Origin of the sequence: Leptospira selangorensis (assembly GCF_004769405.1) — a bacterium.
Lineage (GTDB): Bacteria > Spirochaetota > Leptospiria > Leptospirales > Leptospiraceae > Leptospira_B > Leptospira_B selangorensis.
In genome coordinates, this window is record NZ_RQES01000012.1 from 90,268 (window position 1) to 113,118 (window position 22,851).

A 22,851-nucleotide genomic window follows, 5' to 3' on the forward strand; every position below is an offset into this window, starting at 1 on the left:
TTAGGTCCTTATATCCAAACCAAGATCCAAAAATCTGGTAGTATGAGTCAGATATCCCATGCTAACTCCTACTCCAGGGAACTCGGACAACGCTTCCAGCTTTTCCGGGGTGATCCCTCCGGAACACTCTATTAGGATTTTAGGATTTTTTTCATTTACCCTTTGGAACGCTTTGCGTGTATCAGGTATATTAAAATTATCTAATAGTAAAACGTCTGGTTCCGCTTCGAGTGCGTCTTCCAGTTGGTCCAAGGAATCTATTTCCAGTTCCACCATTCTTCCAGGAAAATTGGATCTAATCTTTCCTACGGGAATTTTTGCAGATCCGAATAAAGCCAAATGATTGTCTTTGATCATTGCCATTTCAGAAAGATCCAATCTATGGTTGGAACCTCCTCCACAGTACACTGCATACTTTGCAAGTTTCCTGTAACCTGGCAGGGTCTTTCTGGTATCCAGGATCATTATACCCTTAGACCCGTACTGATCTACGATCTTTCTAGTAGAAGTAGAAATACCGGAAAGATATTGTAAGAAGTTTAGAAGGATTCTTTCTACACGCAACATGGAGAGAAGGCTTCCTTGTATTTCTGCGATCTTATCTCCTTTGGCAAATTTTTCTCCGTCTTTAAGGAAGAAGTTAAACTGCAAATCTCCGCCGGAAAGTTTGGAGAGCACCTGAGATACACTGCTACCGCAGAGAATACCTTCTTCCCTTGCGTTTAAATATGCGATTGCTTTTTGATCAGGAGAGAATAAGGAAACAGACGTTATATCTTGGTCAGGACAATCCTCGTCCCATGCCATTTTAGCGAGAGGAAAATAATCCGCCTCGCTCGTCTCTGATATAGGCTTAGTATAAGCCCTCTTCACTTTGAATTCACCGCTAAGTAAAACTGTTTCGAATAATAAATGAGGATCAAGCGGAATTCTAGATTTTCAAACTCCAGAAAAAAAGAAAGGCCCGGAAAAATCCGAGCCTCACATTTGTTAGAGTTGCTAAAATATTAGACTTATATTAACGAGCTTCTTCGTCGCTTTCCTGTTCACCGGAATCAGAAGGTTGCTCATTTTCTGTAGAAGGTGCCGGAGTAGAAGGCTCTTCTTCTTCCGGTTCTTGCTCAGAAGTGGAAGCAGGAGGAGTTGTAGTCTCTTCCTTCTTTTCTTCCGGAGTAGAAGCTTCTACTTTATCACTTCCAGTCTGCTTTTTAGGAGCTTTTTTAGGATCGAACTTAGTGGATCCTTTAGCAGGTGGAATTAGCAATACTTGTTTTGGATAGATCAAGTTAGCATTTCTGATCTTGCTACGGTTCGCTTCGTAGATACGTTTCCAAAGTTTAGAAGTACCGTAATGTTGTTTGTAAGCAGCAATTCTCCAGAGGCAATCTGCAGGAATTTTCTTACGAACTACGTATTTTTTCCAACCTTCAGGAAGTTCTCCGGAAGAAGAAGCAGTTGAATCTTCTCCTTTTCTGGTGGAAGAAGAACTAGAATCTCCTGCATCACCTTTGCGACCTGCAACAGAAGACCCGGTCCGTAATCTTTCTGCGATATCATCAGACTGGTCTACTACGATGCGAGAAAGTCTGATCGCTTCTTCGGATCGACCGATAGAATCTTCGTATTTTTCGGAAGAATATAACTCTTCTGCGGAAGCTAAAGACTCATCCGCCGCTTTTAAGTTCTCGTCAGCTCTTTGGTAAGAAGTTTGGAGATCTTTGCTGGATTTCAGTTTGGACTGATCAATTCCAGATAGTTTATCCTTAGCTTTTCCGATAGAATCTTTTGCTTCTACCTTCTTCTTAAGTGCGTAAGCTTGGATATTTTTTGCTACGAGTTCTGCTGATTTTTTACGGATATCATCAACTTCGGAATAACCTTCTTTGATCTTTCCTTCGTCGATTTTTGCTTTTGCAGCATTCAAACGTTCTCTTGTTTGAGCAACTTCAGGATCTTGGCCACCTGCATATCTGTCAGCATCATCCAGATTTTTTTCGATGTCTGCAAGAGAATCGATCAACTGTTGCTTTTGAGAAAGAGCCAAAGACTTGGCGTCAGTTGCCGCCTTTTTGGACTCGAGATACTTTTTATTACTTTGTTCGTACTGATCGAAAGCAGCAAGACGAGTTCTAAGTTTCGCGTCGTCTCCGGATTCCTTAGGATAGGATTCCAAAGTACGGTCAGCATTGTCTCTTAGAGTGTCCCCTTCTTTCTTAAGCTCTACTGCATTATTATAAGGTTCTGCAGCGAGTTGAGAAGCATAAGCCTCATCCGCTTCATTGATAGCGGTGCCTGCCTGTGCTTTTGACTCTTCAGTCAATTGAGGATAAGATCTTTCTAATGCATCATACGCTTTGCTTTTTGCGTATTCAGCGCTTTTTTTGGTCTCGCCCAAGTCTTCGTTAGAAGCTTTTTCATGAGCTGTCAAAAGACTTTTGCGAGCTTCCTCGAATTCTCCGGAAGCGTATCTTTCTGCGCCTGCATCTTTAGCGCGAGTGATAGCGGTTTTTGCTTCCGCCAATTCTTTTACGGGTAGTTCCGACCCACAGGCAACTAGGAATCCTAAAACTCCCAGTACCAATGATGGGAACGATATAGCTCGAAAAGTTTTCATTTATTTTGCACCAGCCAGAGGATCGTTAAAAAAGTGCCTTACTTATTTGAAGGCAGCGACTGCATCAGCTTCGTTATCAAAGATCTCGAAGAATGATGTTAATTTAGTTAATTCAAATACCTTTCTTACGGAACCCGCAACGTTGATAATTTTAAGTCCGCCCTGGTATTTTTTTAAATTAGAGAGGCTGGAAATCAAAGCACCGATTCCGGATGAGTCGATATAAGAGACCTTTTCCAGATTGATAATAGTATAGTATTTCTGCTCTTCAATGAGCTTTGCGATCACATCCTTAATCTCAGGGGCATTGTATAAATCGATCTCCCCATTGATGTCCAGAATTACGATGTTACCGCTTTCCCTTCTGGTGATTTCCATAAAAAATCAGCAACTCCTTTCTTTATCTGTTTGAACCATCCTACAATAGGGGGGTCATTCTCTATATAGTCAACGAGAAATTTCCGGTCTTTCGTACAAATTTTTCCATTTAACGAAAAACTCGCTGAAATTTCCAACTTCGATGGAATGTCGAAGTTCTTTCATGAACTTTTTCATAAAATACAGATTATGGTACGTGCTCAAGGAAAATGCACTTAGCTCTTTCACGTGATGTAGGTGTCTGATATACCCAATACTGTATCTTTTACACACTTTACATTCGCATTCCGGGTCCATAGGCGCATCTAGGAGCTTCCATTTTTCATTTCTGAGATTCACTTTCCCTTGAGAAGTGAACACTTGGCCGTTTCTTGCGTTGCGGGTGGGAAGAACGCAGTCAAACATATCGACTCCATTTCGCACTCCTTCCAAAATATCCGGAACAGTTCCTACTCCCATTAGATATAGAGGTCTAGTCCTGTCGGTGTAGGAAGAAATTCCTTCCATAGTCCGAATAAAATCAGGTCTTGGTTCTCCGACGGAGAGACCTCCGATCGCAATTCCGGAAAAAGGAAGTGAGCGGATCTTCTCCAAACTCTCCAATCTTAGATCTAAATTGGTTCCACCTTGGAAAATTCCGAATAGAAATTGGTTACGTTTGTCTTTCGCCCAATAGTTTACGGCTTCTTCTGCCCAGCGATGAGTTCTGTCTAGAGCATCTTTGATCCGAGAAACGGTTCCATCTCCAGGAGGACAATCGTCCAACACCATCATGATGTCCGAGCCGATCGCTCTTTGGATATCGATCACTTTCTGTGGAGTGAAAAAATGAGGACTTCCGTCGATATGAGAACGGAATTCCACTCCTTCTTTCTTAAATTTCACAAGAGAATTCAGACTAAAAACTTGGAAACCGCCGCTGTCTGTGAGAAGAGCTTTTTTGTAAGAAACGAAGTTTTTGAGTCCGCCGAATTTTTCCAGGACTTCTGTGCCTGGGCGAAGATACAGATGATATGTATTCCCTAAGATCAGTTCGTAACCTAACTCATCAATGTCGTCAGAGTCCAAGGACTTGACGGCACCTCTTGTGCCCACAGGCATGAATACAGGTGTTGGAATTTCTATTCCGTTGAGAGATAAGGTACCGGTTCGAGCGAAAGAATTTGGATCCTCAACTCTGGATCTATAGATCATTTTTTGTTCGGACAATTCGGATCCAAACAAGTGCCGTAAATATTCAAGCTATGACCAGTGATCTTAAATCCGTTGCTTGCAGCGGCCTGCTCTTGCAACTGTTCGATCCTCTCGTCCATGAATTCTACGATCCTGCCGCAATCTCCACAGATAATATGATCGTGATGAGTATGACCTATGATATGTTCGTAATACTTATAATCTTGGCCGAAATTATGCTCCTGCAATAATTTCGCTTCCACCATGATGGATAAGATTCTGTAAATGGTGGCCTTGGAAATTTTATCCCTTTGGTCCTTGAATTCTTCCAAAAGGCTTTCCGCGGTAAAGTGATTGTGCAGGGAGAAAATACGTTCTGCGACTAACATCCTTTGGTTGGTGATCTTTAGTCCCTTTTTCTGTAAGTAATCAGAAAAAGTTTTCATCTCCATCCGGATGGAATCGTCTACGGTTTTCAGAATTTCAGTTTCTCGGTCTTTATTCATTTTTTAGGAGGAATGGAACTTCACTTGCAGAATTTTCCTTTCGGATCAAGGAATCTGGGTGTTCACATTCTTTTCCACAATTTAAGATCCGGTTATGAGAATTATCAAGTGGAATTTCATTTTTAGGAAATGAAATACTACTCTTCCTCACCTTCTATCTTGCCTGCTATAGAATAGTACCAGGCTCTTTCCAATTCTTCTGCGATACGAACCGCAAGAATTTTGAGTAATCTGGTCTGGGCCTGCCCTTCTGTTTCCATAAAACCGACTTGGTCGGAATAGATAATTCTTGCAGGGATTTCAGTTCTTTCTAATGGAATTTTTTCGCCACCGGCTTTCTGGAGTTCTACCTTGCAAACAACGAACATTTCTTTGCTGAGCTGTTGGCCACCCTGATCCAAAAGAGCTCCTACCTGTTGGTAATGACTGATCTCTCCGTAGATACGATATGCGGCTTGGGACTTCTCCCTGGTTTGGATAAATCTTCCTCTATAATTGATCTCTTGTTTTACCAGATCGGAAAGAGTGGTATGCATCGCGATCCCATAGGAATTGTTCCGGAAATTCTGCACATACACTGTACGTCTGGAATCAGGGATAGGAATGCCGTCAATTTTAGGAGGATTACCGGGCTCCCGAGTGAGATATGTACAAGAACTTAGGCAAAATACCAGAAAAATCGGAACAAGAAGCCTCATAACATCAGGCTTTTCTCCAAGTATGAGGCGGCAAGAAAATTTCGTAGATTTCAGGCTTTACAATTTAGAGGAACCGGATCTGAATTCGCAAATGGGAAAAAATTTCCTGAAACTTTTTCCACAAATCCCTTTTCGATCCGGACTCTTAATTCTGCTATTCATACTTGCATGGGCAGAAGGTAAGGCAGGCGAAACCGGTTCCAAAGTGTCCGCAGTTTCTCCCAATCTGAAAACAAATCCGGCCGTTCAAAAAAATATTTGGGATGATCTCACTCCTGAGGTTTTGGCCGATCTCGGTAATTTAGGTTTTCCCATGGAGATGGAAACTCCTATCTCGGGTTCCTATGCGGAATACAGAGTACATCATCTTCATATGGGCTGCGATTTTAAAACATTCCATACGAACGGGATCGCTGCAATTTCTCCGTTCCAAGGTTATGTAGAATCGATCGGTCAATCCACAAAAGGATACGGCTCTAATATAATTTTAAAATCCTCCGGTTCTAATCTCAAGGCTAAGTTCGCTCACTTGTTGGATTTCAAAGGTTTCAGAAAAGATCTAGATCTGTTACGCGAAGCTTTGGCATTACTCAGCAGTGGAGAATTTCAGGTAAAACTTTCTCCAGGTTCTTATAATCTCCCTAAAGGAGAAAATATAGCAAGATTAGGAGAATCCGGAACTGGAGTCAGTCATTTACACTTCGAATTACATTTACCTAATGGAACATTAAACCCTCTCCCCTATTTGCCTTTGAGAGGAAAGGACAGATATTCTCCGGAACTTTTGTTATTGTATGTGGATTCCGAAGACGGAGTACAAGCTAGATTACCTTTGGAAAAAAAGGGAGAAGGTAAATATACACTTCCAGGAAATCAAAAACTAAACCTTGCGGGAGGGGTTCGTTTTAGGTTGGGTGCTTATGACCAAATGACCTCCAGGAACAAGAACAATTTATTCTTTGCAGGACTCTATAAGGACGAGATTGCTTTATACGAAAGATCTTTTAGAGGAATGAGTTATGAAGAAGCAAGGATCCACCATGATATTTTCGACTCGAACCGTTCTTCTTTAAATCCCCCTGTTTATGTTTATAATCTATTCCCCGCAAAAGGACCGAGCATAGATCTTAGAAATTTCGAAACCGGAAGTATAGTTAAATTGGTTCTCAAAGCTTCCGATCATGCAGGAAATCACTCTGTTCTCCCCTTAGAAATAGAAGTCGGAACGGTAAACGGAAAAAGACCATCTATTACAAAAACTGAATTCACTTCGGCTGATGGTGTTTTAAAGATCAAAACTCCCGCAAAAACAACTTACGGCCAAGGCTCATTACTTTTCAAAAAAATAGAAAAATTGGAAGAAGATCTTAAACTTCCGGAAGGACTAAAATCAAAAGGTGCGATTTACGAATTGGAATCTACCGATCTATCTTGGGTGGGAGAAGCGGAACTTAGCTGGAGGGGTGCGGCACTCGGCAAAAAAGACGGGATCTATATTTACGATAAGGCTTCTAAAAAATGGTCAGCTTTAAAACAAAAAGGCCAATTGGGCTTACTGACAAAATTAGGAGCACTCGCAATTCTCACTGACGATGCAAAACCGGCAGTCAATTATCCGTATCTGATCACAAGACACAGAAGGATCAAAGGCCAGGAAGAAGAAGGAATCGAAGAAAGATTATATTCAGTTTCCGACACAGGTTCCGGTTACGCAGGCGGCGCGGAAGTTTTACTAGAAGGAGAGGTTTACCCTAGTGAGTTCGACGCGGACCGTAAAATGTTGATCATCAAATTCCCTAAAACTTTCTCTGCATGGAAAAAGTATATGCTTCTTCAGATCCGTATCAAAGACAGGGCTGGAAATTCTTCCGATTGGTTTACTGACTTGGTTCGGTTCTAGTTCCCACAAATAAAAAACCCCGCGAACTTTCGCGGGGTTTCAAACTTACAAGATTAAAGTTTGTAGCTTTCTTAATCCTGGTTTTGGAGAGAGTATCTGCTGATTTGCAGAACCTTAAACTTAGTTTCTGCTCCACCAAGATTTAAAGAAGCGTTATCTCCCACTTTTTTACCTAAAAGAGACTTAGCAAGAGGTGACTGATAAGAAATAATATTCTTTTCAGTATCTGCGTCCCAAGCTCCCAAGATAGAATAAGTTTGGTCTTCTCCACTGGACTCGTTTTTGAGTTTTACAGTGGTTCCGATATTGATACGATCCGTTTTCACGTTGGAAAGATCTAAAACGATAGCAGCTTTGAGTTCCGCTTCCAGTTTTTTGATCTGAGCTTGGAGCTGGACTTGTTTTTCCATAGCGGCTTTATATTCCGCGTTCTCTCTTAAGTCCCCTCTTTCCTGAGCCTCTCCGATATCTCTGGAGTTTTCAGGCATCTCAACGTTCACCAAATGTTCGAACTCTGCTTTTTTAGCGTTTAGAGCACGACGAGTAACAAGAACTACGTTTTCCGGAATTCTCGCCAGAACATCCTCATCCTCTTCATCATCATCCTCTTCTTCCCAGATCAAATCCGGTTTCAGAACTCTGATAAGAGCCATCAGTTTGTCTTTTTCAGTCTCTTCGATATAAGGAACTTCTCTATAAAGAGCATAAACTTTACGGATATATTCGGAGTCTCCGTTTTGGATCGCCTCGCTGATCACAGCTGCCTCATTTCCGAATAGGATCTCTTGGCAGGTGTTCTTAAGCTTGGTTCCTTTTTCCTCTATCTTATTTAGAGGTTTTAATAAACGAAGAACTCTCAGGATTAGATCCTGTCTAGAAACGTTCATCCATTCTTCTTCCCAAGTTTTGAGAAGGATAGATTTTGCCACCCAAAGGAATACTTCAGGATTTTCTTTCGCACGGCTGGATGAGGTTTCGATGAATAAGTTTAGTTCAGCGAATTTTCCGTCAGCTTCCAGAACGGAAACAACGTATTTGTTATTCTTAACTGGAACTTCGAAAAGAAGTCCAACCAGGATATTGACCCAATCAGAATGGGATTTTTTCACTAAGTCGACGAAAGACTTTTTGATATCTAAGTTGCTGATCTTAGAAGAATACTCCAGGACCTCTTCTCTTTTAAGAGACTTAACGATCTTGGAAACATCATCCAATTTTTGGTATCTTTGGAAATCATAAGGACTTCCGTCCTCTCCTTCCATGGTAGAAGCGACTTCGTCCAGATACAGATAAGCAACTATCTTGCGGAATGAATCGTGAGTTTGCTCTTCTTCAAAATAATGATGAGCGAAAGTATCTATCGCTGATTCAGCTTCTTCTTTATTTCGAAGCGCTTCGATAGCGATGTCTAAACGTTTAGCAGGATCCGCATTCGCGTTGAATTTTTCGGTCAATTCTTCGGCGTAAGTGATCGGTTTTTCTCTATACCAAAGTTCGTCTTTTTTCTTAGGATTAAAGCCCAGGTTATCTTCTTTTTTGATAACATTCTTTGCTTTGTTCCACCATTTCGACCAATCGACTACCGGGATAAATTTTCCTGCGATCTCCGCCTTCATTTCCGCAACCAACATATGGTTTTCGAAAGAAGTTAATAATTCCTTAAAGAAGCCAGGAACATCAGTCTCGAATAAAGAGACAACGGAAGCTTTATCTTCATAGAACCTCACCCAGATATGATCTCCTTTCAGAGGTTTCAAACTGGTGATCGCCATCTGGATGGAAAGTTTATGATTTTTTTTATCTTTAAAGTCTACGAAGATAGAATCTCCGTTAGGCGAAATGGAAACGATCTTACCTACTCCCCAGTTTCTATGAAGAACGTAGTTACCGGTATCGAATACGATGTTTCTTTCGAAGTTGGAAATACAAACCTTAACAGGCTTTCTGTTATTTCCTAACTCGGACATTTTTAAGAAATCTTCCAACAAGCTGTGGTTGGCATATTTCAGTTTATAAACTCTGATCAGTTCGTTTCTTGCTTTATTGGAAACAGGTTCATGATCTAGGATCTTTTTCAAAAGATAGATCACTCGGTCCCAATCTTCCGTAATCTTGAACGGCTCTACTAGAGGATAAAGATAACCGGCAAGGCGGGTCTTTTCGCGGTGGCCTAAAAGGATACGTTCTATCTTTTCTACGAACTGGATATCGTCGTAACTATTGGTTACGAAAATAGGCCAGATCTCTTCGAACTGCACATACTCTTTAGTTTTTGCGAAAGTTTCGATCGCTTGTTTTAGATAAGCGACTGCTTTCTCTTTGTTTTCATCAAGAATTGCTAATGCGTATTTTTTAGCGATTTCCGGGTTCTTGCGATCTTGTTTTGCAAGTTTTTCCAGAATAGGCTTCAGCTCTTTATTCTTCTTTAGTTTTTCAAGAGCTTCTGCTTTAAAACGAAGAGCATAACGATCCTCTCCGAATTTTAAAATATTATCAGTGATATGTTCAATGATGACCCATTTGCTGGCTTGTTTGAAGGAATCCAGTAAAGTCTTGAAATAAGAAGCAGCGTCTATACTTCCTTTTTGTAGTCCAAGTAATCCAAGCATGTATCTTGCAGAAATACTTTCAGGATGATCAGCAAGATGTTCTTCTAATTTGGTTTTAGATGAATCTATAAGCCCGGATGATTGAAAGGATTCTATAAGATCGTCGTAAATTTTAAATTTAGATGCTGGAATGGAATTTGCGTCCGAGCGTACATAAATCTCCTCGTTAAAAAGAGAAGTCAGCTTGTCCAGTTCGCTGGCAGGCTTAGTTTCCGCGGTTGTCGCAGTTTCGTTAGACATAGGAATTACTCCGCCGACGGGGTCGGCATTCAAAAATAGGTTCGGATGGGCGGTTTTTTTGTCTCTTAAGAGCCCTTTCAGATCAATTATAGCAGCTTAGGCTTATACGTAAACTAGAATTTGGAGAGAAGAGGTTCAGAGCGGCTTTACTTATCACTCAGGGAGTCATTTTGGCTTTTATTTCTCACGCAGAGTCGCTAAGTCGCAAAGGTTTTGGTCCTACATACTCAAAAGCTCCCTCTGTGCCTTTGCGTCTCCGCGTGCAATAAAACTCTGCGGCTCTTAAAACAAAAAACGCGGGAGAGTCCCGCGTTTTCGTTAGAGTCGGATTGTGGGAAAGGCTTACTTGCCGTTTCCACCACCTTCACATTCTTTCTCAGCTTTCACTTTCAACATCTTATCCAACTTACGTTTAGAGCGGCAATCATCCGCATCGAAGTCGATAGATGCTCCGTCGAAGTGAACTTCGAATACGTCAGAAAGAACTCTTAGCTCATCAAAGAAGAGGTAAACAGTTTCTCCACTCGTATCGTTACGAGAGCGAATTTTAAATTGTTTGAATACAAGTGTCTTCACTTGAGGGAAAGAGTTTACGTCTTGAGGAACTCCCGGAGGAATTTCAAAAGTAAGAGGTCTCCAACCGATAAAGTCCAGATCTCCAAATTGGAAGATATGAGAGTCACCTTTCCAGTCTTCTAACCAACCCTCTAGGTTATACTCGTTACCACGACCGCAAACCCAAACAGAAACCGCTTTTACGATCCCTGGGAATTCAACACCATAGATCTTGAATTCTTTTCTTTTATTGTTCGCGTCCAAATAAGCCATTTTACGAGTGATCTCGTATTCAGGAGTGCGAGGAGGACGGATACTTACTGAGTTATCTCCTGGGAAAGTGAATGCGAACTTCACTCCCAAAACTTTTCCAGTTCCAGCATCTACGTTCTTGATATCTCCAGGTTTTCCAGGAAGAAGTTTAACTTCTCTCAATGCTTGGGCATTGGAAGCAGTAGGTTGATATTGACCTTGTTGTCCTTGAGGAACAAGAGTATCTTTATCAGTAGCAACTTCCCAACCATAAGGGGCAGCACCTGGAGGATTATCCCAAGATTCTACAGTGATGGAGCGTAACTCCATTCCACTTACGTCGATTCCGGTAGGAGATTCGATCCCACCTTTTTTCTTTTTGATAAATTGCGCGCTCACGGTCCCGAGAAGAAGGATGGAAGAAATACCTACTACTACTGCCGCGGTGATTTTAGTTTTTTTGCTGAGGTTTTTCATACGTGTCCTACCGGAGTAATATCACCAATTGTCCTTAATTTCAGAACCAGGATACTTCGTATCAGATTTATCGGCACGAACTTCTAAATCATCTACATAAAAGTAGAAGCTTCCGCCCACTTCATGAACATCGGAAGTCACGAAAATGGAAACGAATCTTAGGTTCTTATCCAATAATGCAAATCTGGTACTTTGAGGAACGAATCCTGGAACAGTTGCAGTTAATTTTCTCCAACCGAAATAATCCAAGCGACCCATTCTGATATTATGGGTTTTTCCTCTATAGTCTCTCAGTTTAACAAATAGAGTATGACGGAATTTTCTTCCCAGAGCCCAAATAGAGATCTGGCGAGCTTTTCCTTTTACGATATATTCGTGAGGAGGGAAAACTTCTACACGATCGAATCCTCTATCGGTATAATGAGTTTTGATTCCGAGGATATGGTTCTTTTCTAATTGGTCTCCACCATTATCCGGAACAGTATTCTCGTCGAACACGTCACGGATCAGACCTCTTTGAACCATCTTAAGAGTTTTAGTCTCTCCCAGGGGAGTAGTAGACTTAGCTCTCCAGTCTTCGGACTCCTCGAAGTTTTCGAGTATAATTTTCTCGAGGGGATCCGGTGCTTGGCCGCCTTGACCACCGCCTTGGTTCCCTCCCGCTGGCTGCTGACCGGAAGTTCCGGTAATCGCCAAGAAAAAGAGAACGCTAGCTAATAAGTACGTCTTTTTCCCCATGAGAACATCTCCTAAAGATTTAGTGCAATCCAATCTAATTCTGAGAGGGAGGGATCTCCGTAATATCTCCATCCTGAATCAGGTCTTGGAACTTACGTAATACCTCGATCATCTTTCCGACACCTTCTGCCGGAATGAATATGGAAGATTTTTTGCTATTGGACCATTCGGAAACTTTTAAATAGTATCCGTTCTCATTCCGTTTTAGATCTACCAGGAACTTTTTGTTCTGGGTGGCGACCTTCTCCGTTAGGATTTCGGGGTCCAAATAGATTTCTCCTTCCCGTCTCTGTGTATAAATATCGGTAGCCTAAGTTGCAAAATTAGCCAAGTAAAAAGTTTTTTGCGGTTCGGGAGAAAAAATCGAAAAAATTCCACCCTTCAACCGAAAAGCCGCCTACACCCTCCGCCCTTTTAAGCGACATAACTAATGTTTCCTCTTATTCCATACAAGGATCCCGATGATCCAGATATAGTTTAAGGCGAGAAGGCCTGCAAGTCCCAGGACTCCCATATTGAACAAAACTTCTTCCGGATTCGAGATCGGTAGAAGGATCCTAGGATTTTTGGGAAGATCGAAACCGAACTTTTTACAGGCTTCCAGAATGGCCTCCGCATAATATGAGTTCAACCCTGCGATATTCGAATGAGACAGAGACTGCCCTACCCTCGCGTTCTGCTTCTCCCAATCGCATACTTTTTCGGAGAATTGTGGGCAGACTGCCCAGGTCAGGACCTCGTCACCTTCTTTCCAATCGGATGAAACCCAGGGTGCCACATGGAAATACAATGTTTTCTTAATAGAGCCAGGAGTGGTCTTAGTGACCTGGTATTTATACAAAAACTTGGAATCCGTGAATCTATAGATATGAGAATTGGAAACACCGCTTTCTTTCTGAAAGATAGTCTGTTCCGGGGATTTTAACCCCAGGAAGAAGCCGAATGCATGGCTAAGATAGAGCGCAGAAACAGGTGCGGAGATAAAGCCCAGGAATAATGCGAAGAATATACTATTTCCGTAAAACTTGGTCAGCCTTAGGGTCATAAAAAACATGGGAAGAAATAAAAAACCAAGGCAGGCGATCGTGGAGATCAATGTCCCGAAAAGACCTATCGGTAAGAAAAGTGCGGCCATTCCATTTACAAATAGAAGACCTAAACCAAGTAATCTCCAAGGAGGTTCCGGTTTTTTAGGTTTTTGGTTTTCCCAGTTTTTGACTAAGGCAAACATTCCCTCCTATTCTACGACGACAGAGGAAGAAAATCCACTCCAGATTTTTGTGCCTAAGGCCTCTAATTTGCTTGGATAGGCCAAAGAGAATAGTATTCCCCTGGTCCCTCTTAAATAAAATTTTTCCAAAACTATAATTTGGCTCTTGCGACCATCTTCTCCCACAAAATCGAAACTCGTTCTATATAGATCCCCTTCTTTTTTACGAAGATAATTCCATTCTCTCATTGTCCTGGAATTAATCCCTCTAAGTGAGTCCCAAATTAGATAGTAGTTCTGTGCATTAAAGATTGAAGGATGAAAATGAAGTGTAGTTCCGACAGTGAATACGATCCGATCCGGTCGGAAAAATAAGATCCCTTCGCTACTCTTTCTATATTCTTTTTCCCAAGTAGAAGGTCCTCCTTCTACCGGAAAGTTTTGGTAGAATCTATGCACCTGCCAAAGATAATCCGGATCTTCTCCCGAAAACTCCCTGTCCTCGTCTGGAAATAAATAAGTCAGATCGGGAGGAAGATCGAATGAATATGCAAAGTCCGAACTTCTGATCTTTAAAACTTCAGGTGTCCAACAACCGAATGGATCCGTAAACCTTTGCAGCTCTTTTTCTTTATGCGCATATTGGTCTAAAAATTTTCCCAGAAGTTTTGCTGTTTTTTCATAACCTTCCGGTACCAGTTTTCCATATCTCAATCGATAACAGTACATGGAACCTTTCAAGAGTCGGATTGCAGAATACGGATTTGCATGTTTTTGCAAACTTTCCGCCTCGCTATAATGTAGATCCAATTCTTGTCTGTTCGGAAATACTTCTTTATAATTCCGATCCAGGATCATCTCCACCTTTCCGTCCTTATAAAAACGATAATTGCGAGATCTGGAGTCCGTTTTCCAAACATAATGTGCGCTTAAACGAAAAGCAGTTTGGAGCCTATTATAGAGTAGTTCTTCTTTTTTTTCTTGGTCGGAAAACCAAGGCTGGCGCAGAAGTGGGTCTAGCTCTTGGGCAGAAATGGGCACAGTAAAAAAAGCAAGGGCAATCGAATTATAAAGGATAAACAGAAAAATAGTATATAATAATTTTATAATATACAAGACACGCGAGAACGGATTATTTAAAACCCGCGATTTCACTTAAACAGACCTTCTAATTCCCTTAGAGCGCTAATCCCTACGATCTCCATTCCGGGAATTTTTTCAAGCTCTGCCAGATTTCCTTTAGGAAGAAATACGGTTTCTATCCCTACACCTTTCAGCTCTTTTAATCGAAGGGAAACTTGCCCCACAGAACGAACTTCTCCGGATAATCCTACTTCTCCAATGACTGCAAATCCTGATTGAACAGGTCTTTCAGTATAACTGGAAAGTATAGAAGCACAGATCGCAAGGTCGAGTGCTGGTTCGTCCACTTGCAATCCTCCTGCCAGGTTCCCGAATATATCACATTCTGATAATGTATGTCCCAAGTATTTTTCGATAACTGCCGCAAGGAGTATGAGTCTTCGAGTGTCGGGACCTTCTGCCATTCTTCTTGCTTGAGAATAATTTGTCCTACTTACCAAGGCTTGGACTTCTACACTGAGAGCTCTGCTTCCTTCTACAACAGAACTGATGACCGATCCACTTTTTCCTTCCGTGAGAGAACTGATAAATACTCTTTGTCTGTCTTTTACTTCTTTTAAGCCGGATTCCAACATTTCGAAAACTGCAAGGTCTCCCACTGCGCCGAATCTGTTTTTTACGGCACGAAGAAGTCTGAAATAATTCAGTTTGTCCCCTTCGAAGTACAATACCGTATCGACTAAATGTTCCAATACCTTAGGACCTGCGATCGCTCCATCCTTAGTAATATGTCCTGTCATTATAATCGGGATTCCGGTACGCTTTGCGGTTTCCAAGAGAACCTGTGTACATTCTCTAAGTTGTGTAACTGTTCCTGCTTGGTTGGGAAGTGCTTCTCTCGTAAGAGTCTGGATCGAATCTACAAATACCAGATCGGGGGCAATATCCTCGACCATCGCGGAAATATTCTCCGCATATGTTTCGGAGGAAAGAAGAAGATTCTCTGATAGAACATTCATCCGCGCCGCTCTTAAACCCACTTGAGCCGCAGATTCTTCACCGGAAATGTATAAAATTTTTCTGCCTTGAGAGATCATACTTCTACTGATCTCTAAGATGAGTGTGGACTTACCTACTCCAGGTTCTCCACCTACTAAGATCAAACTTCCAGGAACAAGTCCTCCGCCTAAAACCAAATCCAATTCGGAAAGCCCCGAACTCAGACGTTTTGTATCATCGGAAGGAATCGAATCTATAGGAACAGGTTCTTTATATACTGCGGATTTTTTATAACTGGGAGAAGAGGAAAAACGATCCCCTCCCGATTCTTCTACGATCGTATTCCATTTTCCACAGGATTCACATTTACCTGCCCAACGGGAAAATTCCTGTCCGCAAGATTGGCAAAGAAAGGTTTTGGAAATTTTCTTTTTCAATGTTCGAATAAATTCTCCATTTGGAGCCAATCAATCTGATTGAATACGGGAAGACATTGGAACGCTTCTTGTGCGAGTTCATATCTTCCTTCTCGAATCAATATCTGAGTAAGTTTTTGGGAAAGAGAGATCAGGAATAAAACATCTCCGGATGCATATTCGATCTGATCCTTAGTTAAACTTTGAGCACCCCAATCGGAGGACTGATTTTTTTTATCCAAGGTCTCGTCGAAAAATTCTCTGATAATATCTTTCAGACCATGTCTGTCTGTATAAGTGCGAGCAAGCTTGGATCCAATCTTAGTACAAAAAACTCCCTTGGTTAAAATCCCAAGTCTGTATCTTAAGAATAAAGTATCCATCCTAGCGAAATGGAATACTTTTATAATATCAGGATTTTCGAATAATTTCTTGAGTAGAGGAGCTTCCGTTTGGTTGGGCAGAATTTGTACCAGGCTCACTCTATTTTTGGAATCACAGATTTGGACCACGCAAAGACGATCTCTTCTTGGATTTAAACCCATCATTTCGCAATCTACTGCCAAATGATCGTCTTCTAAATATTCTTTGAATCTCTCTTCTGAAAGATCGCCCGGAAAAAGATCCGGCTTATTGTTCGCGCGGTTAGATGCCATAAAGCCAAAATAATCGAATAGGATCTCAGGTCCGCAAGAAAAGTCCTGCCTCTCCGGCGGTTTTTTTCCTTTTCTATCTTTCGAATCAGTAAACCATCGTCCTAGAATGAAAGCAATTTTGCGAACCCGTATCTATGAAGAAGAACAAAAGTCTCAGTTTGAGTTCCCGGCAGGAAGAGCAGAGACCAAGAGTGATTGCGGGAATTATAAGTTTTCCTTTAAATTAGTCAAATCCCAGGGCAAATCCACATATGCTCCCATTTTAGAATGGATAGCAGAAAGAAGGCCCCCTGCAGGTTTAGAACTCCTTACCTTCGAGTGGGAACTTCCTTCTCATGGGATCAAAGAAGGAAAAATTTTCAGACATGGATACCAGTCCTGGAGTCTTTCCGCTGCAGAAGATCTAAAAGATGCAGACATTGCTCCGAAAATAGGTTTCTTACATTATGCCCAAGAGAATGTTTACTCGGAACATGCGGGAGAAGAAGGTAACTGGATCTCAGAAGCCTACGTTATCTTATTACCTAAAAACGAAGACACTAAGTTTTTTGCTGGGGCAGTTTCCAAAGGAGAAGAAGGAGTTAAGTTTAAAATTCTGACCTCACCTTCTTCCAAAAAAGGCGCGGAGGATTTTTTCAGCGGAGATATTAGAGTAGTATATGATTTCTTCCGCTTCGAAGATTTTAAAGGAAATAAACTACCACTTACCCAGATCCGTGTTTCCAAATTTACAGGCGACGAAGCGATCTTTATTAAAAATTATTTCGCAGAACTTGCAAAAAATCTAAAAGTAAAACTTCCGGAAACACAGGTCCCAACAGGTTGGTGTTCTTGGTATCATTATTATACCAAAATTTCAGAGAAGATCATTCTTCAAAATTTGAAAGAACTTAGATCCAAAAACCTAGGATTAAAAGTTTTTCAAATTGATGATGGTTACCAAGCGGAGATTGGAGACTGGTTAGAAACAAATGATCGTTTTCCGGGTGGAATGGGCTTACTTGCAGAAGCAATCCGTTCCGAAAAATTAATGCCTGGGATCTGGCTTGCTCCATTCCTAGTTCGTAAAAAATCCAAATTTTTCCAGAAATTTCCGGAAGCAGTTTTAAAAGACAGAGATGGAAATCCGGTACCTGCACTTTGGAATCCAAATTGGGGAATAGATCATACTTATAGTTTAGATGTGACCCACCCTGCTTCTAAAGAATTTTTAGCCACGGTCTTCAAAACTATCGTTAAAGAATACGGATACAAATACCTAAAACTGGATTTCTTGTATTCTGCATTACTTCCTGGTTGGACTTATGACAGAAGTTTATCGCCTCATACTCGTTATGCGGAAGCGATTAAGTTCATCCGAAAAGTAGTCGGAAAAGATATATTCATCCTAGGTTGTGGAGCTCCAATGCTTCCATCTGTCGGACTATTTGATGCAATGAGAATTTCCTGTGATGTGGCACCTTTCTGGTATCGAGAAAAATCCAGGATCCTAGTAAAAGATAGAAACGGGCTCTGCACGGAAAGAGCACTCATCAATGATATCACCAGAGCTTCTATGCATAGAACACTTTGGTTAAATGATCCGGATTGTTTGTTAGTTCGTAAAAAGAAAAATAGTATGACGGAAGCCCAGACAAAGATCATGGCAAGTATCATGTCCGTGTCTGGAGGAATGTTATTCGTTTCAGACGATCTTTCGCTGGTAAATGAAGATCGACTTGAATTATTACAAAAAAGTTTAACACTCCAATCCAAGTGTAGAGGTAAAACCCCTCTTCCAGTAGGACTCGGAACTGAGTTTTTCCCGAGCGCTCTATACAATCCTTCCGGTTATTTAGGGATTTGGAATCCAAGTAACGAAAAGAAAGAGATCTCACTCTCCTTATTCTTCCCTTGGGATAAAAAGAATTCTATTGATTATTGGACTGGAAAAAAACCGGAGTCCTTAGAGATAGATTCCCGTAAAAAAATTCTCAAAATTGAAATGGAACCTTGGTCCACTGTGGTCCTATATTCCGGAAAACAAAGTTGACTCTTACTTAAATCGGGAAGAGAATAGGCGCGAACGTGTCAGAAACTTTCTTCCAAAATTAGGAAGATCAAAGACGAGGTACATCAATGAAATTTTTTCACAAAATTCTGGGAGCAGGTTTACTTATATTCGGTATCCTACTTTCCCAAAATTGTTTTATAGATTCCATATCAAATTCACTTTCTAAATCTTCGGACTCACTACAAAGTATTTCTAATGCTGTGGTATCCGTAGTTTCTTCCGTTTCCTCTTCTTCCAAAGACGAAGCTGCAGAAAAGAAAGGATATAAAAGAGACGTAGAGAACCTAACCGCTTTCTATTTACAAACCGGATCCACTCGTTCTTCCGAATTTGAATCTGACTTAGCAGAACTCGCTTCTAAAAACGGAGTGATTAACTGGAAAAATTCAGAGAGCACTTATGTTTCCATCGGAAGAGGACTCAAAAAAGCGGGAGTAAGCGAAGAAGGTTTTAAAAGTTTTGCTGCAAACATAAACTTCAAACCTGAGATTGCAAAAGCTCTGGAAAGAGGCTATCTTTCCCTCTAATTTGAGATCGAATATATATAAGCGGCCCTTTAAACAGGGTTGCTTATATCTTCTTTTTTTACTTCTCCCTTTTTCTAATCTCCGCTCTGAAAACAACTATTTAGATTTTATCTATGTGGATGCAAACACCGGGCAATCCAGCGGTGGGCATTCTGCACTTAGATTCGATGATACAGTCATCCATTTTCAATATTATCCGGACGAAATATTCAGAGTAGTTCGAGAATCCTACGAAAGATTTTCCTATTCTTATAATACTTATTCCAATCGAACCAGTAAGATTGCAAGAGTAGAAATCTCAGAAAAAGATCTGGATAAGATCAGAACCGGATTTGAAAAACTGGCATTGATCCAATTCAAACATCTTAAAAATTTAGAATCCATTCGAGCGGATGTACAATTCCTAAAAGAAATACAAAAACCGGAAAAGAATATAAAGATCAGGACATTCGGCTATTTTAAAAAAGAAGAAGGAACCAAACTTTTCTCTTTAAAAGAAGAACTGAATTCCATACTCGGAAAAGGTTGGCTCGGGAAGATACGAACTCAGATCAAAAAAGAATTAAACTCTGCATATACCGAAGAAAAATTTGCGACATTCTCTGAGGCGCCGGCTGTCCAAAACGGAACGTATCCGTTTTATAAAGAAGGAATTTCTTCCTGGTTTTTACCCAGATTAGAAAAACTTTCCGTTTTAGAAATCCTGGATTTAGGATATTCCCTAGATCCTGAAACAATCTTTCTTTCTTCCGGAACCTCTTTAAGCGAAGAAGAAAAAACAAAACTAATCTTATTACGCGACTCATTAAAACTTTCCATTATAGAACTCATCAAAGAGGAAAATTCGAATTGGGGTCATAGCGTTCTAGTCAATCTGGCCAGATTTTTAGTTTTGGAAAAAAGTATAGAAGAAGGTAAACTTTTCTTTTTAGTGACCTTCCCTGAATCAGTGTCCCAAATCACTCCAACCACTTGGTCCAAGGATAAAAAAAGTGTGGAAGCAAGTTCGGATCTATTATTAGAAGCTTCTAAAACTTTTAGAGAAAAAAGGATAAAATCCGAAAACCTTACGGAAGAAAATTATCTTATATGGGAAGATCTAGAAAATCGGGACTGGGAATTGAGAACAGGATTAAGTAGAGGAATTTCGATCCGAAATACTTTTGATCGACTTTCTCCCGATCTTTCCGGAAATTCTGTATTTTCTTTCCCTACTCCTGAATCAGAAATTATCTCAGAATATTTAACCCGCTCCGAAAAAGAAGAAGAAACATATTATGATAATCTGAAACGTTTTTATACTTTCAAACTGATCACCAAAAACTGCACATCCGAAATTTTTGACTCCTTAGAATTTATCTTAAATGAGAAGGAATACGGAATAGTTCTTGGAAAAAGGATAGATCCCCACTCTTCTCTCACTTTTATCCCGTTTATCGCCTATGATTCCATTACTGAAAAATGGAATGTAAAAGAGGAAACAATAGAGCTTTCTCATAGAAAGGTAGCTTTGAAAAAATTGTACGAATCTAATCCCAAATTGAGAACTTATTTAAAAGAATCCAATGTTTTTAGCTCCAGTATTTATAGGAGCAATCCGGATGATCATATGTTTGTGTTTTTTACGGATGATATAGTTTTACTCAGACCGATTTATGGGATCGTAAATTTAGGCTGGGGGATCGGTAATTTTACAGTCGGGATATTCACTAGCCCATTCGACAAAGGGAGAAGATTACAAAACGGACTCCAGTCCGCATTCTTCTCCTTGCCTGAATTACTATTTTTTAATATCCGGAAAGGGACCTTTCCCGGAGCAAAGCCGAATGTATCGGAAACGAAATTAGAGCCTCAGAAGTAAATAACTGGAATCATCCCTAAATTCTCTAGTAGGCAAACTTACCTTACTGAAAGTGCGGATCGCTTCCTGGTAATCCTCTATGCTCAGGCCCTTTTTGCGGACCTCTTCCAACTCTTTGAATAGAGGACTGGAAAGGCTGTTTAATAACCCATCACTGTATAAGAACAAAACATCTCCGGATTCATAAGAGATCTCATGAGACTCGAATTCCAGTGCATCCATGATCCCGAGTAATTGTCCCGATTTTTCGTTCAGTAGTTTTTGTCCGGCAGCCTGGTATAGAACAGGGAAAGGATGGCCTCCCCTCGCATAACAGATTGTCTTTTTTTCCAGATCGATCACTGCAACTGCAGCAGTTAAACTATGAGTTCCTATCTCTTGGGAAAGTTCCAGGTTCATTCTTTTAAGAACATTAGAAGGGTCCTGGCTTTCTTTATAAGCTTCTCTTGCGATACTTGTCATAAGAAGTCCTATAAGTCCAGAAGTGACTCCATGATCCTCGATGTCTCCGAGTAGGGCCATTACCTTATTCCCTATTTTAGAAAGAACATAAAAGTCCCCGCTCACGAAAGAAGCCGGAGTATTATCCACAACCACTTCTAAGGGAGAGATTACAGGAACAGAAAGTATCTTTTTTTGGATCTTAGAAGCGAGTCTTAGATCTCTCAGGATATTTTCATCCCTAGCTTCCTTCTCCTTTAGCAAAGTATAATAATCCAATGCTCTTTGGACCGCAATACGAACTGTTTGTAGAGAAAATGGTTTTAAAAGAAAATCGGAAGCCTTATGAGTGAGAGAAGTCACCACATTATTGATGTCTCTTTCTCCGGTCATCATAATGACCTGAGTGGCAGGATTCAAATTTTTGAAATAAGGTAGGACATCCAACCCGCTGGTTTTTGGCATGTGGATGTCTAAGAAGACGATCGGGTTGGATTCTTTTTCGAAATATTCCTTACCCTTCTCCACTGAATCAAAAAAAGTAGAATTGTAACCTAATTTGGAGAGAAGAATTTCTAGGGCTTCTCCTACATCCCGATCATCGTCTATGATCAGAATTTCAGGTTTAATCGTAATTGATGTCATCTAATCGATCCTAGAAAATTCCCTGGTCTCGGAAATTCTGGCAACCATAGAATCATACTGTTCGTCAAACAAGGATTTTTCGAGGTACGGATTGGTCGCGGACACCATTTCTCCGTAACTCCAGGAGTATACTGCAGAGGTCTGGTTGTCTAAAATTTTTCCGGAATGGATGGCTCCGGAGAGAGATCTTAGGTTTTCTTTTTTAAAACATCTGAGTAGAGCCCTAAATTCTCCTTCTTTTTCAGGAGCTAAGTATCTGAAATTTTTATGAAATAGAACTGCGTCGTGAAAATATTCGGGAATATTAAAAGCTCCCGCTGCCCCGATTTTTCCGGAAAGTAAACGGATAAAAGAAGTGATCTCGTTCATAATATTCAGGCCTGGATATTCCTGGCCCTCGAATAGTTTTTTCTTTTCTCCTAATTTCCCGAGCCTTACGTTTTGGCTTAATAACCAATCTATATAGATCATGGGAAAAGATTCGTTTATCTTTTTGAAAAGAAAATCGGAGAATTTTAAACGCATATGGACTAAAATTTCATTCTCTTCCGTTTTGATATAAATACGATTATCTACTTCTGAAATTCCATGGATCTCTAATTTAGTTTTCTGGAATCCTCTGAACTGTAACATTTCGAACATTCCGGATTGTTCCAAAAGTTCGTGCACTTCTTTGGCGGAGAATCTATTGAATAGAGTGTCTTCTATCCCTAAATGTGTTTTGAATTCCCTATTTACATCTATGAGACCTAATGCCTCTGGATCGATATAACTCTGACCCGATGTGGATTTATCTGAACCGGAAAATATACTCATGTAA

The 22,851-nt window shown here is 40.6% G+C and carries 20 protein-coding genes; 4 read left to right on the forward strand and 16 right to left on the reverse strand.

What is annotated here, in order from left to right; genetic code table 11:
* The 6 genes from nadC to EHO58_RS08490 all read right to left on the reverse strand — a co-directional run bounded on the left by nadC (nucleotide 1) and on the right by EHO58_RS08490 (nucleotide 5,369).
* Complete coding sequence (nadC, locus tag EHO58_RS08465; protein WP_135679656.1) at nucleotides 1–873, reverse strand: carboxylating nicotinate-nucleotide diphosphorylase; 873 nt, start codon at nucleotides 871–873, stop codon at nucleotides 1–3.
* A gap of 145 nt (nucleotides 874–1,018) precedes the next feature.
* On the reverse strand, nucleotides 1,019–2,614 hold the full coding sequence (locus EHO58_RS08470) for a lipoprotein LipL71 (RefSeq protein ID WP_135628598.1): 1,596 nt from the start codon (nucleotides 2,612–2,614) through the stop codon (nucleotides 1,019–1,021).
* A 42-nt stretch (nucleotides 2,615–2,656) separates the two neighbouring features.
* Nucleotides 2,657–2,992 (reverse strand): STAS domain-containing protein, encoded by a 336-nt coding sequence (locus EHO58_RS08475; protein WP_008595243.1) that lies wholly within the window; start codon nucleotides 2,990–2,992, stop codon nucleotides 2,657–2,659.
* A gap of 69 nt (nucleotides 2,993–3,061) precedes the next feature.
* Nucleotides 3,062–4,186 (reverse strand): tRNA guanosine(34) transglycosylase Tgt, encoded by a 1,125-nt coding sequence (gene tgt, locus EHO58_RS08480; protein WP_167483209.1) that lies wholly within the window; start codon nucleotides 4,184–4,186, stop codon nucleotides 3,062–3,064.
* On the reverse strand, nucleotides 4,183–4,671 hold the full coding sequence (locus tag EHO58_RS08485; RefSeq protein WP_008595524.1) for a Fur family transcriptional regulator: 489 nt from the start codon (nucleotides 4,669–4,671) through the stop codon (nucleotides 4,183–4,185). Before EHO58_RS08485 ends, tgt begins: the two co-directional genes overlap by 4 nt.
* A 137-nt stretch (nucleotides 4,672–4,808) precedes the next feature.
* On the reverse strand, nucleotides 4,809–5,369 hold the full coding sequence (locus tag EHO58_RS08490; protein ID WP_135628600.1) for an LPS assembly lipoprotein LptE: 561 nt from the start codon (nucleotides 5,367–5,369) through the stop codon (nucleotides 4,809–4,811).
* A 91-nt stretch (nucleotides 5,370–5,460) separates the two neighbouring features.
* Between EHO58_RS08490 and EHO58_RS08495 the strand changes: the two genes are divergently transcribed.
* Entirely contained in the window at nucleotides 5,461–7,269 is a 1,809-nt protein-coding gene (locus EHO58_RS08495; RefSeq protein ID WP_135679658.1) for a M23 family metallopeptidase, read from the forward strand.
* 71 nt (nucleotides 7,270–7,340) lie between these two features.
* On the opposite strand, the gene greA is transcribed toward EHO58_RS08495, so the two are convergent.
* From greA to EHO58_RS08535, 8 genes are all read right to left on the reverse strand, one after another.
* A complete protein-coding gene (greA, locus tag EHO58_RS08500; protein WP_135628602.1) occupies nucleotides 7,341–10,118 on the reverse strand; it encodes a transcription elongation factor GreA in 2,778 nt (925 codons plus the stop codon).
* 342 nt (nucleotides 10,119–10,460) lie between these two features.
* Nucleotides 10,461–11,402 (reverse strand): flagellar filament outer layer protein FlaA1, encoded by a 942-nt coding sequence (gene flaA1, locus EHO58_RS08505; protein WP_135628603.1) that lies wholly within the window; start codon nucleotides 11,400–11,402, stop codon nucleotides 10,461–10,463.
* A gap of 21 nt (nucleotides 11,403–11,423) precedes the next feature.
* Nucleotides 11,424–12,140: a flagellar filament outer layer protein FlaA2 gene (gene flaA2 / locus EHO58_RS08510; RefSeq protein WP_135628604.1), complete on the reverse strand. Its 717-nt coding sequence runs from the start codon at nucleotides 12,138–12,140 to the stop codon at nucleotides 11,424–11,426.
* Between the two features lie 34 nt (nucleotides 12,141–12,174).
* Nucleotides 12,175–12,408, reverse strand: a complete 234-nt coding sequence (locus EHO58_RS08515; RefSeq protein WP_135628605.1) for a DNA-binding protein — start codon at nucleotides 12,406–12,408, stop codon at nucleotides 12,175–12,177.
* 159 nt (nucleotides 12,409–12,567) lie between these two features.
* Entirely contained in the window at nucleotides 12,568–13,371 is an 804-nt protein-coding gene (locus EHO58_RS08520) for a hypothetical protein (protein WP_135628606.1), read from the reverse strand.
* Nucleotides 13,372–13,377: 6 nt separating this feature from the next.
* Nucleotides 13,378–14,433 carry an LIC10775 family protein gene (locus EHO58_RS08525; RefSeq protein ID WP_425269438.1) on the reverse strand — a complete coding sequence of 352 codons (1,056 nt, stop codon included), beginning with the start codon at nucleotides 14,431–14,433 and terminating at the stop codon, nucleotides 13,378–13,380.
* Nucleotides 14,434–14,501: 68 nt separating this feature from the next.
* Complete coding sequence (gene radA, locus EHO58_RS08530; RefSeq protein ID WP_135628608.1) at nucleotides 14,502–15,869, reverse strand: DNA repair protein RadA; 1,368 nt, start codon at nucleotides 15,867–15,869, stop codon at nucleotides 14,502–14,504.
* A complete protein-coding gene (locus tag EHO58_RS08535; RefSeq protein ID WP_100710526.1) occupies nucleotides 15,866–16,504 on the reverse strand; it encodes a ribonuclease D in 639 nt (212 codons plus the stop codon). Before EHO58_RS08535 ends, radA begins: the two co-directional genes overlap by 4 nt.
* A gap of 106 nt (nucleotides 16,505–16,610) precedes the next feature.
* Between EHO58_RS08535 and EHO58_RS08540 the strand changes: the two genes are divergently transcribed.
* The 3 genes from EHO58_RS08540 (at nucleotide 16,611) to EHO58_RS08550 (ending at nucleotide 20,945) form a co-directional block, all read left to right on the forward strand.
* Nucleotides 16,611–18,536, forward strand: a complete 1,926-nt coding sequence (locus EHO58_RS08540) for a glycoside hydrolase family 36 protein (protein ID WP_135628610.1) — start codon at nucleotides 16,611–16,613, stop codon at nucleotides 18,534–18,536.
* Between the two features lie 86 nt (nucleotides 18,537–18,622).
* Nucleotides 18,623–19,084 carry a putative lipoprotein gene (locus EHO58_RS08545; protein WP_135628611.1) on the forward strand — a complete coding sequence of 154 codons (462 nt, stop codon included), beginning with the start codon at nucleotides 18,623–18,625 and terminating at the stop codon, nucleotides 19,082–19,084.
* A 115-nt stretch (nucleotides 19,085–19,199) separates the two neighbouring features.
* Complete coding sequence (locus EHO58_RS08550; RefSeq protein ID WP_244241111.1) at nucleotides 19,200–20,945, forward strand: hypothetical protein; 1,746 nt, start codon at nucleotides 19,200–19,202, stop codon at nucleotides 20,943–20,945.
* Here the strand turns inward: EHO58_RS08550 and EHO58_RS08555 are convergent.
* Nucleotides 20,928–22,031, reverse strand: a complete 1,104-nt coding sequence (locus tag EHO58_RS08555; RefSeq protein ID WP_135628613.1) for a SpoIIE family protein phosphatase — start codon at nucleotides 22,029–22,031, stop codon at nucleotides 20,928–20,930. The two genes, EHO58_RS08550 and EHO58_RS08555, sit on opposite strands and share 18 nt — an antisense overlap.
* Nucleotides 22,032–22,847 (reverse strand): hypothetical protein, encoded by an 816-nt coding sequence (locus tag EHO58_RS08560; RefSeq protein ID WP_135628614.1) that lies wholly within the window; start codon nucleotides 22,845–22,847, stop codon nucleotides 22,032–22,034.
* Nucleotides 22,848–22,851 lie beyond the last annotated feature (4 nt).